We start from the raw sequence: 10,620 nt of genomic DNA, 5'->3' as shown, positions 1-10,620 counted from the left end.
GGACCGTCAGGACGAGCAGGCCCGTGGTGCGGCGGCGACGGCGGGCGATGATCGCGGCCCGGCGGGCGCGGCGCGGAGCGGGCGGCAGGATCGGCTCCGCGACGGCCACCGAGGAGAACTCGTCGTCGTCCTCGACGGCCGGATCACCCGTTTCCGCCGGAAACTGGTCGCGGCGGTGGAGGAGCCGGGAGAACGACGTGGTGGTCTCGGTGTCGCGGTGCAGCCACATGGGTACCAGGACGATGGCCCAGACGGCGACGATCGCGAGGTAGAGGAGGGTGCTGCTCATCGGCGTCCCTCCTTGAGCCGGGTGGCGAGCCGGTCCGAGGGAGCGATGCGGGTCTCGGACGTTTGCATGCTCACGTCCCGCACGGTAGGACCCGGTGTCTGCGCTTGACGAGCATACGGGGCGGTGTGTCGTGAGATCTCTCTAGCAATGACCCTCACATGACCGAACTTTTCTTGATCATGAGAGTCGTTCCCCTGCGGACTGTCAGTGGCGGGCGCTACGTGCGCGCCAGCGGGCGCCCAGCCCGTCCGGTGCGTCCTCGGCGGTGAGGGCGTAGCAGATGTGGTCGCGCCAGGCGCCGTCGATGTGCAGGTGGCGGCGGCGGACGCCCTCGTCGCGGAAGCCGAGTTTCTCCACGACGCGGCGTGACGCGGCGTTCTCCGGCCGGATCGACGCCTCGATCCGGTGCAGCCCGACGGTGAACAGGCAGTGGTCGACGGCGAGGGCGACCGCGGTCGGGATCACGCCGCGGCCGGCGTAGGCCCGGTCGATCCAGTATCCGAGCTGCGCGGAGCGTGCCGAGCCCCACACGATCGCGCCGATGGTGAGCTGGCCGACGAACTGGTCGTCGTAGGTGACCACCCAGGGCAGGGCGAGCCCGTGCCTGGCCTCGCGCCGCATCGTGGTGACCATGCCGAGGTAGGGGCCGAGACCGCTGCGGAACAGGGGGGTCTCGGGGTTGGTGGGCTCCCAGGGGCGGAGCCAGTCGGCGTTGCGGACGCGGACGTCGCGCCAGACGGCGGCGTCCCGCATCCGTAGCGGACGCAGCCCGACCGGGCCTTCGGCGAGCGCGACCGGCCACCCTCTCATGCGTTCCACACGATCCATGATTGCTCGGACTGGCCCTTATCCGCCATCTGATTGGCGCGGGTGGTCTCCGCCGCCGATCTGTGCGACGGCGTGGGCGAGCACCGGTCCGAGGACGCCCATCCCGTCGCGGACGCCGCCGGTGGAGCCCGGCAGGTTGACGATCAGTGTGCCGCCGGCGACCCCGGCGAGCCCCCGCGACAGGATCGCGGTGGCGGGCCCGGTGCGGCGGAGCGCTTCGGGGATGCCGGGGATCTCCCTGTCGAGCAGGGGGCGGGTCATCTCGGGGGTCTGGTCGGTGGGGGTCAGCCCGGTGCCTCCGGAGGTCACCACGATGTCGTAGCCGTCCGCGACGGCCTGGGTGAGCACGGTCAGGACTGCTTCCCCGTCGGGGACGACGCGCGGCCCGTCGACACGGCAGCCGTACTCGCGGAGCAGTTCGGCCAGGACGGGCCCCGACCGGTCGTCGTAGACGCCGGCGGCGGCCCTGCTCGAAACGGTGACGGCCAGAGCCCGCATCACGCCTCCCAGTGCCCGGTTTTACCACCGGTCTTCGCCACGACCCGGACGCCGTCCACGCGTGCCCGGGGGTCCACCGCCTTGACCATATCGATGAGGGCCAGGGCGGCGACGGTCACCGCGGTGAGCGCTTCCATTTCGACGCCGGTCCGGTCGGCGGTCCTGGTGACGGCCTGGATCTCCACGCCGCCGTCGACGATCGCCAGTTCGACCTTGACGGAGTGCAGGGCGATCGGGTGGCACATGGGGACGAGGTCGGGCGTCCGTTTCGCCCCCATGATCCCGGCGATCCTGGCGACGGAGATCGCGTCGCCTTTGGGGACGGCGCCGTCGCGCAGCAGGGCGACGCATTCGGCGGACAGGCCGACGGTGCCGACGGCGGTGGCGGTCCGGACGGTGATCTCCTTGGCGGAGACGTCGACCATCCGGGCGGCGCCCTTTTCGTCCAGGTGCGAGAATTCGGTCACGAGGGAAGCTTAAGGACGTGCACGCGGGAGCCGGCGGGCACCTCGGTGGTCTCGGGCGGCAGGACGATCAGCCCGTTGGCGTCGGCGAGCGCCATCATCTGGTGGGAGCCCTGCGCGGCGGACGCGCGGACCGCGTAGGAGCCGCCCGCGAACTCCAGGGAGGCCCGCAGGTACTGCTGGACGCCGGGGGCGGAGCGCAGCGGTTCCGTGCAGGTGGCGGTGACGACGGGCAGGCCGTCGGCGGGCAGCCCCTGCAGGTGGCGGAGGGCGGGCCGGACGAACACCTGGAACGACACGTACGCCGAGACGGGGTTGCCGGGCAGGGTGAAGATCGGGCAGCGGCCGTCGAGGAGCCCGAAGCCCTGGGGTTTGCCGGGCCGCATCGCGACCTTCTCGAACGCGACGTCGCCGCCGCCCGACAGGACCTCTTTGACGACGTCGTAGGCGCCCATCGACACCCCGCCGGTGGTGATGATCACGTCGGCCTGGGCCATCAGGTCGTCGAGGGTCTCCTTGACGGATCCGGCGTCGTCGCGGACGAACGTGTGCCGGACGCCGATGCCGCCGGCCTCGTTGACGGCCGTGGTGAGCATGAAGGAGTTGGAGTCCCAGATCTGCCCGTAGGACAGGTCGGTGCCCGGGTCGCGTAGTTCGTCCCCGGTGGACAGCACCACGACGCGGGGCCGGGGCCGGACGGTGAGCTGGGCGCGGCCGACGGCGGCGGCCATGCCGAGCTGGGGAGCCTGCAGGAGGGTTCCGGCGGGCAGCACCACGTCGCCCGCGCGGACGTCCTCGCCGGCGCGCCGCACGTAGCCGCCGGGGGCGTTGCCCTGGCGGATGGTGACGTGGACGGAGCCGCCGTCGGTCCATTCGACGGGGATCACGGTGTCGGCGCCGCCCGGCATCGGGGCGCCCGTCATGATCCGTGCGGTGAGCCCGGGCCGCAGGCCGAGGACCCCGCCGTCCCCGGCCGCCACATCGCCCACGACGGGCAGGGTGACGGGCAGGTCGGCGAGGTCCGCGGCGCAGACGGCGTAGCCGTCCATGGCCGAGTTGTCGAACGGGGGCAGGGAGACCGGAGCGGTGACGGGCTCGGCGAGCACCGTCCCGGCGGCTTCCAGCAGCGCCACCTGGAGGGGCGGCAGCGGGGTCAGCCGATCCAGGACGGCCTGCAGATGCTCCTCGACGGTTCTCATGCCCTCATGTATCTCACATCAGGACTGCCGGCCGACGAACTCCTTCAGCCAGGCCAGGAAGTCGGCGCCCAGGTCGTCCCGTTCGGTGGCGAACTGGACGACGGTCCGCAGGTAGTCGAGCTTGTCGCCGGTGTCGTAGCGGCTGCCGCGGAACAGCACGCCGTAGACGCCGCCGCCGTGCTCGGGGTCCATGGTGGCGAGGGTGCGCAGGGCGTCGGTGAGCTGGATCTCGCCGCCGCGTCCGGGCGCCGTCTTCTCCAGGACGTCGAAGACCGCCGGGTCCAGGACGTATCGGCCGATGATGATCCAGTTGCTGGGCGCCTCACCGGCGGCGGGCTTCTCGACCAGGTCGGTGACGTTGACCACGTCGTCCTCGAGGTTGGCCGAGATCGCGGCGCAGCCGAACTTGGAGACCTGGTCGGGCTCGACCTCCATCAGCGCGATCACCGAGCCGCCGTACTGCTGGCGGACCTCGATCATCCGCTGGAGCAGGTTGTCGGTGGAGGCGATGAGGTCGTCGCCGAGCAGCACCGCGAACGGCTCGTGGCCGACGTGCTGGCGGGCGCAGTGCACGGCGTGGCCGAGCCCCTTGGGCTCACCCTGCCGGACATAGTGGATCTGGGCGAGTTCGGCCGACTCCTGGATCGAGGCGAGCCGCACCTGGTCGCCCTTGTTGCGCAGCGCGTCCTCGAGCTCGTAGGCCCGGTCGAAGTGGTCCTCGATCGATCGCTTGGACCGACCGGTGATCATCAGGACGTCGGACAGGCCGGCGGAGACGGCCTCCTCGACGACGTACTGGATCGCGGGTTTGTCGACGATCGGCAGCATTTCCTTGGGGGTCGCCTTGGTGGCGGGCAAGAATCGTGTTCCAAGCCCGGCGGCGGGGACCACTGCCTTCGTTACGGGTGAGATGTCGGCCATGAGAAAAACCCTAGTCAACTCAGGAGGGTGCCGAGTGCAGGAAGACGTTAAGGCTCCATTGCGTACGCGTATACGAGCGGGACGCAGACACCTGGAGCCCCACGAGCGGGCACAGGCCTCCTCCAAGATCCGGGACGCGCTGCTGACCGTCCCGGAGATCGAGATGGCCTCGTCCATTGCTGCCTACTCGTCGGTAGGTTTTGAGCCGGGCACCCAGAGCCTGCTGTTCGCGCTCTGGAAACGCGGATCGTATGTGCTCCTTCCCCGTTTGCTGCCCGATGGTGATCTGGATTGGGCGTCCTACGAAGGCCCCGACTCGCTGGTCGAGGGCCCGCGCGGGATTCTGGAACCGACCGAACCGCCCCGCGGTCCCGGGGCCGTCGGCGCGGCGGACGTGGTGCTGGTGCCCGCTCTGGCCGTCGACCGGGCGGGCCGGCGGCTGGGCCAGGGCGGCGGCTCCTACGACCGGGCACTGGCCCGGGTGGGACCCGCCATCCTGACGATCGGTGTGGTCTACGACGCCGAATTCGTCGACGAAGTTCCGGCTTTTCCGCACGACATTCCCGTCAGGGCCGTCGTCACACCCTCCGGGGGGTTCCGTAGGCTGACGCCATGAAGATCGCGGCGCTGCTCCCCCTGCCCGAAGACCTGCTCAGAGCGCTTTTCGCGGAGCTGGACGCCGAACTGGTCGTCCCCGCGACCAGGGACAGGGCGGGGCTGCTCGCCGCGATCGCCGACGCCGAGATCATCGTGGGCGACTTCACCGGCGAGCTCGGCCTGGACGCGGCGGCCGTCGCGGCGGCGGAGCGGCTGCGGTTCGTGCAGCAGCCGCAGGTCGGTACCGACAGCCTGGATCTGCGGGCCCTCACCGACGCGGGGGTCGTGGTCGCCAACTCGGGGCCCGCGAACGTCCGGTCCGTCGCCGAATGGGCGGTCGGCGCGGCGTTCGCCCTCTGCCGCAGGACGGCCTGGGCCGACCGGCGGATGCGCGAGGGCGCGTGGCTGCAGCGGGCCGTCGGCGGGCGTGAGCTGCACGCCCAGCGGATCGGGATCGCCGGATACGGCGCGATCGGCTCGACGGCGGCCGGGCTGTTCCGGGCGCTGGGCTGCCGGGTCTCCTACTGGAACCGGTCGGTGAAGGACGATCCCGGACAGGTCGGCCTCACCGAGCTGCTGTCGGGCAGCGACGTCCTGGTGGTGACGCTGCCGCTGACCGCCGACACGCGCGGGCTCCTCGGCGGCGACCGGCTCGCGCTGCTCCCCCCGGGCGCGCTGCTGGTGAACGTCTCACGCGGCGGGATCGTCCCGGACCAGGCCGTCCTGGACGCGCTGCGCTCGGGCGCCCTCGCCGGCGCCGCACTGGACGTCTTCGAGACCGAACCCCTGCCCGGAGGGCATCCGCTGCTCGCCGAGGAGAACGTCCTGCTGTCCCCGCACGAGGCCGGGGTTTCCGACCAGGCCCAGCTGGCGATCATTCAGATCGTGCTGTCCAATCTGGCCGCTGCGCTGGGCGGACGCCCGGTTGAGCACGTCGTGAACGGTCTGAACCCGATTATCCGGGCGCGGACCATCTGATCCTTCCGGGATAATTGACACGGGAGGTGGCCATTGCGACTCGAAGCGTGGTTGGCACTGGGCGCGGCGATGGTACTCGTCGCGATCGTCGCGGTGCGGCTGTCCAACCGGCTAGGGCTGCCCAGCCTGCTGTTCTATCTCGGCCTCGGCCTGCTGCTGGGCGAGTCGGGCGCCGGATTCCGCTTCGACGACGCCGCCCTCGCCCAGACCCTCGGCCTGGCCTCCCTGGTCATCATCCTGATCGAGGGCGGTCTGACGACCAACTGGCGGCAGGTCCGCGGCTCGGTCGCACCCGCTCTGTCGCTGGCGATCATCGGCACCGCCATCAGCATCGTGATCGTCGCGGGGGCCGCCTACTGGCTGCTGCACCTCGACTGGCGGCTCGCGCTGCTACTCGGCGCGGTCCTGGCGCCCACCGACGCCGCCGCCGTCTTCTCCGTGCTGCGCCGGCTGCCGCTGCCGCACCGCCTGTCGGGGATGCTCGAAGCCGAATCGGGATTCAACGACGCGCCCGTCGTGATCCTGGTGATCGTGCTGAGCGCGCCCGACCACCACACCTCCGCGCTCGGGCTGATCGGGCTGCTGGTGTTCGAGCTGGTCGTCGGCGGGCTGGTCGGCCTGGCCATCGGCTGGACCGGGGCATGGGTGCTGCGGCGCGCCGCCCTGCCGGCGTCCGGCCTGTACCCGCTGGCCGTGATGTCGCTGGCCGTCGGCGCCTACGGCAGCGCCACCCTCCTGCACTCCAGCGGATTCCTCGCCTGCTACCTCGCCGCGCTCGTCCTGGGCAACGCCCGCCTGCCGCACCGGCCCGCCACCCTCGGCTTCGCCGAAGGCATCGCCTGGCTCGCGCAGATCGGGCTGTTCATCATGCTGGGCCTGCTGGCCTCCCCCACCGACCTGCCCGGCGAGCTGTGGCACGGCATCGTCGCGGGGCTGGTGCTGGTGTTCATCGCCCGTCCCGTCTCGGTCCTGGTCTCGACGATCGGGTTCAAGGTCGGCTGGCGGGAGAAGACCTTCCTGTCCTGGGCGGGGCTGCGCGGCGCCGTCCCGATCATCCTGGCGACCGTCCCGATGACGGAGGCCATCCCCGGCTCCGACAAGCTGTTCTCCGCCGTCTTCGTCATTGTGGTGATCTTCACTTTCGTGCAGGGCCCGACCCTGCCGCCGCTGGCGCGATGGCTCAAGATCACCGTCGAGGGGGCGCCGACCGAACTCGGCGTCGAGGCCGCCCCCCTGGAAGAACTCCACGCCGACCTGCTGGAAATCAAGATCCCCGTCGGGTCGCGGCTGGCCGGAGTGGAGATCTTCGAGCTGCGGCTGCCGCCCGGCGCACTGATCACACTGGTGCTGCGGGAGATCGTCGGGGCCGAAGGAATAGTCGAACGGCAGAGCTTTGTTCCCTCACCGACCACCGTCCTGCAGGAACGGGACGAACTGCTCGTCGTCACCACCGCCGACGACCGCGAGACCGCCGAACAGCGGCTGCGCGCGGTGAGCCGGCGCGGAAAGCTGGCGGGCTGGTTCGGAGAGCACGGCGAGTAGGCCTTACCATTGGCAGTCGACGGAGCCGAGTGCCAGACAGCGAAGGAGGGCACGTGCCCACGTACCAGTACGCCTGCAATGACTGCGGCGAGGGTCTGGAGGTCGTCCAGAAATTCACCGACGACGCCCTGACCGAATGCCCCAACTGCGGCGGAAACCTGCGGAAGGTGTTCTCCGCCGTGGGCATCGTGTTCAAGGGCTCCGGCTTCTACCGCAACGACTCCCGCGGCTCCGGCAAGTCGACGACACCGACCACGACCACCCCCGCGACCCCCGAGAAGAAGGCCGACCCGGCGCCGGCGAAGCCCGCCGCGCCCGCCCCGTCGGCGCCCTCCTCCTCGACGTCCAGCGCGTCCGCCTGAACCCTGACACGGAAAGATCCCCGACCGCCGGGCGCGGTCGGGGATCTTCCCTGTTTCAGGAGACCGGCTCGTAGGAGCGGTCGTCCCGGACGCCCTCCGCCTCACCGACGGCGAGCCTGCTCGGCCACCAGATCCTGCCGCCCAGGTCATAGGCGAGCGCCGGAAGCAGCAGACTGCGGACGATCAGCGTGTCGAACAGCACCCCGAACGCGACCACGAACCCCATCTCGACCATCCCGACCAGCGGAAGCACCGTCAGCGCCGCGAACGTCGCCGCCAGCACGAACCCCGCCGAGGTGATGACGCCGCCGGTGACCGTCAGGCCCCGGACGATGCCGCGGCGCGTCCCGTCCACCTGGGACTCCTCCCGCACCCGGTGCATGAGGAAGATGTTGTAGTCGACACCGAGCGCCACCAGGAAGATGAACGCCAGGAGCGGGAACCCCGGGTCGACCGCCTCGAAGTCGAACACGTACTTGAAGATCACACCGCAGGCCCCGAGCGTGGCCAGGAAGCTCGCGACGACCGTCGCCATCATCAGCAGCGGCGCGACCAGCGAGCGGAGCAGGCCGATCAGGATCAGCACCACCACCACGAGCACGATCGGGATGATCAGCAGGTTGTCGTGGGAGGCGGCCTCGTTGATGTCGTAGGACGCCGCCGTCATACCGCCGACCTTGGCGTCCGAACCCGGGACGGCGTGGACGGCGTCGCGGAGCTTCACGATCGTGGTCTGGGCGGCCTCGGAGTCGGCTTTGCCGTCCAGAATCGCCTCATAGCGGACCAGATCGCCCTTCACCTCGGCGTCGCCCGGCTGGAGGATGCCCGGGGTGCCGGCGATCGCCGTCTTCAACGCCTCCGACTGCGCCGCCTGACCGATCACGATCACCGGCGAGCCCGTGCCGACCGGGAAGTGCCGGGCGTACATCTCCTCGCCCACGATCGAATCCGGCTTGTCGACGAACGCGCCCTCGTTGGAGAAGCCCTGCGTGTTCAGCGAGCCCATCCCCAGCATCATCACGCCCAGGACGACCGCCGTGCCGATCCACAGAGTCCGCGGACGCCGCCCCACCAGAGCCGCGACCTTCGACCAGATCCCGTGCTCACGCTCGAACGCCTCCGGGTCCTCCCACTTGACGTCATAACGCGGCACGACCGGCCAGAAGATCGCCCGCGGCATGATCACCAGCAGGGCGGGGAGCAGCGTCATCATCGCCAGCAGCGAGCAGAGCACACCCGTCGCGGCGACCGGTCCCAGACCGGCCGTCGAGTTCAGCTCGGCGACGATCAGGCACATCAGGCCCGCCGCGACCGTCGCGGCGCTCGCCACGATCGCCGGACCGGCCTTGCGCAACGCGATCGCCATCGCCTCGTGCTTGTCCGGATGCCGGTGCAGTTCCTCCCGGTAGCGGGCCACCAGCAGCAGCGCGTAGTCCGTCGCGACCCCGAACACCAGGACGTTCAGGACACCCGCCGTCTGCCCGTTCACCGTGACGTCGAAATTGTCCGCCAGCAGATAGACGACGGCCATCGCCGTGATCAGCGCCGCGACCGCCGAGAACACCGGAACCAGCCAGAGCACCGGGCTCCGGTAGATCACCAGCAGCAGGACGATCACGACCCCGCCGGCCGCCATCAGCAGGAAACCGTCGAGGGACTCGAACACCTCGATCTGGTCGGCGGCCGCCCCCACCGGGCCCGTCACCTGGACGTCGAGACCGGGCGGCGGACCACGCTCGATGATCGCGCGGGTGGCGTCGGTGGCCTCGACCTCCTTCTCGGCCTGCACCGGGAACAGGACCTGCAACGCCTGGCCGTCCTTGGCCGCGATCGGACCCGTGACCGGACCCCCGATGCCCTCGACCGACGCGAACTCCTTGGCGTCCTGCGCGGCCTTCGCCTGGTCGGCGGGGGTGATCCCGCCCTTGTTCTCATAGACGACGACCGCGAGGGACGTCTCCTCGGTCTCGAACTTCTTCTGCAGTTCCAGCACCTGGGTCGACTCGGCTCCGCCCGGAAGCCACGCCGCCGCGTCGTTCTCCTGGGCGTCGCCCAGCCGCCCGCTGAGCGGCGCCAGCACGAACAGCGCCGCCAGCCAGACCAACAGGATGAGCCACTTCGCCCGGCGGCCTGCCGGGAGGGTTGCGAGAGTCCTCATTGCCTTTCCCCGTTGCTTCGAGTTATGTCGCGTTCACACGATCAGCCTGTCCCGACCAATCACGATATGTCAAGTACTATCGCGATCACTCGGCACCTTCTTGATGGTCTCCCGCGCCCCGCGCCGCAGACCATCGGGGATCTCCCCGACCGCACCCCGATGTTCGCCCGCCCCCACACCCCTGGACATCACCCCCGCGAGCCGACCTCACCCTCCCCCTCACGTACTAGCCCCGACCACCCCGCACCCCCAGCGCACTAGCCCTTCCAGCGGTTATCCACAGGGCTGGGAACGATCATCCGGCCGGGCGCCTAGCCTCGCTTTCATGAACTCGCACTCCGCTCCCCAGAGCCTCCGCCGCCCGGTCGCCACCCTCCGCCCCACCAGCGGCCGGGCCCCTGGGCGGGCTCGGGGAGGGGGTGGTTTCGGTGGGTGGCCGAGGGGTCGGATGGCGGGGGCCGTCGCGGGGCATCGCCGGGTGCTGGCCGCGTTACTGGCCGGGCTGGCGGCACTGCTCGCGCTGCACACGCTCCGGCCCGGGAACGTCGGGGTGGCGACCCTGACGGCCGTCAGGGATCTGCGCGCCGGGGCGGTCCTCACAGCGGCCGACTTCGGTTCGACGCCGCTGCGGTCACGACCCGACGGGGCGGTGGCGCGGCTTCCCGACGGGGCGATCCTGGCCGCGCCGCTGCGGCGGGGTGAGGCGTTGACCGACGTGCGGCTGCTCGGGCCGGCGCTGCTGGAGAGCTACGGCGCCGCCCAGCCGTCGATCCCCGGGGTGCTC

General features: G+C 70.7%; 11 protein-coding genes and 1 pseudogene. 5 read left to right on the top strand and 7 right to left on the bottom strand.

Features of this window, described 5'->3' with window-relative positions; translation table 11 throughout:
- The 6 genes and pseudogenes from ACYVE7_RS20470 to galU all read right to left on the bottom strand — a co-directional run.
- Nucleotides 1-289: pseudogene (locus tag ACYVE7_RS20470) on the bottom strand (hypothetical protein); the annotation flags it as partial.
- Between the two features lie 204 nt (nt 290-493).
- A complete protein-coding gene (locus ACYVE7_RS20465; RefSeq protein ID WP_460366567.1) occupies nt 494-1,099 on the bottom strand; it encodes a GNAT family N-acetyltransferase in 606 nt (201 codons plus the stop codon).
- Nucleotides 1,100-1,135: 36 nt separating this feature from the next.
- Nucleotides 1,136-1,615, bottom strand: a complete 480-nt coding sequence (locus ACYVE7_RS20460) for a MogA/MoaB family molybdenum cofactor biosynthesis protein (protein WP_460366566.1) — start codon at nt 1,613-1,615, stop codon at nt 1,136-1,138.
- On the bottom strand, nt 1,615-2,082 hold the full coding sequence (moaC, locus tag ACYVE7_RS20455; RefSeq protein WP_460366565.1) for a cyclic pyranopterin monophosphate synthase MoaC: 468 nt from the start codon (nt 2,080-2,082) through the stop codon (nt 1,615-1,617). The genes ACYVE7_RS20460 and moaC overlap by 1 nt, the downstream gene beginning before the upstream one ends.
- Nucleotides 2,079-3,278: a molybdotransferase-like divisome protein Glp gene (gene glp / locus ACYVE7_RS20450; protein ID WP_460366564.1), complete on the bottom strand. Its 1,200-nt coding sequence runs from the start codon at nt 3,276-3,278 to the stop codon at nt 2,079-2,081. The genes moaC and glp overlap by 4 nt, the downstream gene beginning before the upstream one ends.
- An 18-nt stretch (nt 3,279-3,296) precedes the next feature.
- Nucleotides 3,297-4,199, bottom strand: coding sequence for a UTP--glucose-1-phosphate uridylyltransferase GalU (gene galU / locus ACYVE7_RS20445; protein WP_460366563.1), 903 nt, complete (start codon nt 4,197-4,199; stop codon nt 3,297-3,299).
- 58 nt (nt 4,200-4,257) lie between these two features.
- Here galU and ACYVE7_RS20440 point away from each other — a divergent pair, with 58 nt between their 5' ends.
- Genes ACYVE7_RS20440 through ACYVE7_RS20425 form a run of 4 tightly spaced genes read left to right on the top strand, consistent with a single transcriptional unit; the run spans nt 4,258 to nt 7,678 of the window.
- Nucleotides 4,258-4,815 carry a 5-formyltetrahydrofolate cyclo-ligase gene (locus ACYVE7_RS20440; RefSeq protein WP_460366562.1) on the top strand — a complete coding sequence of 186 codons (558 nt, stop codon included), beginning with the start codon at nt 4,258-4,260 and terminating at the stop codon, nt 4,813-4,815.
- The gene (locus tag ACYVE7_RS20435) at nt 4,812-5,774 is read left to right on the top strand and encodes an NAD(P)-dependent oxidoreductase (RefSeq protein ID WP_460366561.1); all 963 of its coding nucleotides are present in this window, start codon (nt 4,812-4,814) and stop codon (nt 5,772-5,774) included. Before ACYVE7_RS20440 ends, ACYVE7_RS20435 begins: the two co-directional genes overlap by 4 nt.
- 33 nt (nt 5,775-5,807) lie before the next feature.
- The gene (locus tag ACYVE7_RS20430) at nt 5,808-7,316 is read left to right on the top strand and encodes a potassium/proton antiporter (RefSeq protein WP_460366560.1); all 1,509 of its coding nucleotides are present in this window, start codon (nt 5,808-5,810) and stop codon (nt 7,314-7,316) included.
- Between the two features lie 53 nt (nt 7,317-7,369).
- Entirely contained in the window at nt 7,370-7,678 is a 309-nt protein-coding gene (locus ACYVE7_RS20425; RefSeq protein WP_460366559.1) for an FmdB family zinc ribbon protein, read from the top strand.
- A 55-nt stretch (nt 7,679-7,733) separates the two neighbouring features.
- Here ACYVE7_RS20425 and ACYVE7_RS20420 read toward each other — a convergent pair whose 3' ends face one another.
- The gene (locus ACYVE7_RS20420; RefSeq protein WP_460366558.1) at nt 7,734-9,836 is read right to left on the bottom strand and encodes an MMPL family transporter; all 2,103 of its coding nucleotides are present in this window, start codon (nt 9,834-9,836) and stop codon (nt 7,734-7,736) included.
- Between the two features lie 448 nt (nt 9,837-10,284).
- Between ACYVE7_RS20420 and ACYVE7_RS20415 the strand changes: the two genes are divergently transcribed.
- The coding region (locus tag ACYVE7_RS20415; RefSeq protein WP_460366557.1) for an SAF domain-containing protein at nt 10,285-10,620 on the top strand (336 nt) is incomplete at its 3' end.

This window comes from Actinocorallia lasiicapitis, assembly GCF_054778695.1.
The sequence above is the reverse complement of the archived record's forward strand: the minus strand, read 5'-3'. Positions and strand labels throughout refer to the sequence as shown.

Excerpts from the sequence above, each read along its gene's own strand:
- ACYVE7_RS20465 (WP_460366567.1), bottom strand. The coding sequence starts at position 1,099 with ATGAGAGGGTGGCCGGTCGCGCTCGCCGAAGGCCCGGTCGGGCTGCGT.
- ACYVE7_RS20460 (WP_460366566.1), bottom strand. The coding sequence starts at position 1,615 with ATGCGGGCTCTGGCCGTCACCGTTTCGAGCAGGGCCGCCGCCGGCGTC.
- glp (WP_460366564.1), bottom strand. The coding sequence starts at position 3,278 with ATGAGAACCGTCGAGGAGCATCTGCAGGCCGTCCTGGATCGGCTGACC.
- galU (WP_460366563.1), bottom strand. The coding sequence starts at position 4,199 with ATGGCCGACATCTCACCCGTAACGAAGGCAGTGGTCCCCGCCGCCGGG.
- ACYVE7_RS20435 (WP_460366561.1), top strand. The coding sequence starts at position 4,812 with ATGAAGATCGCGGCGCTGCTCCCCCTGCCCGAAGACCTGCTCAGAGCG.
- ACYVE7_RS20420 (WP_460366558.1), bottom strand. The coding sequence starts at position 9,836 with ATGAGGACTCTCGCAACCCTCCCGGCAGGCCGCCGGGCGAAGTGGCTC.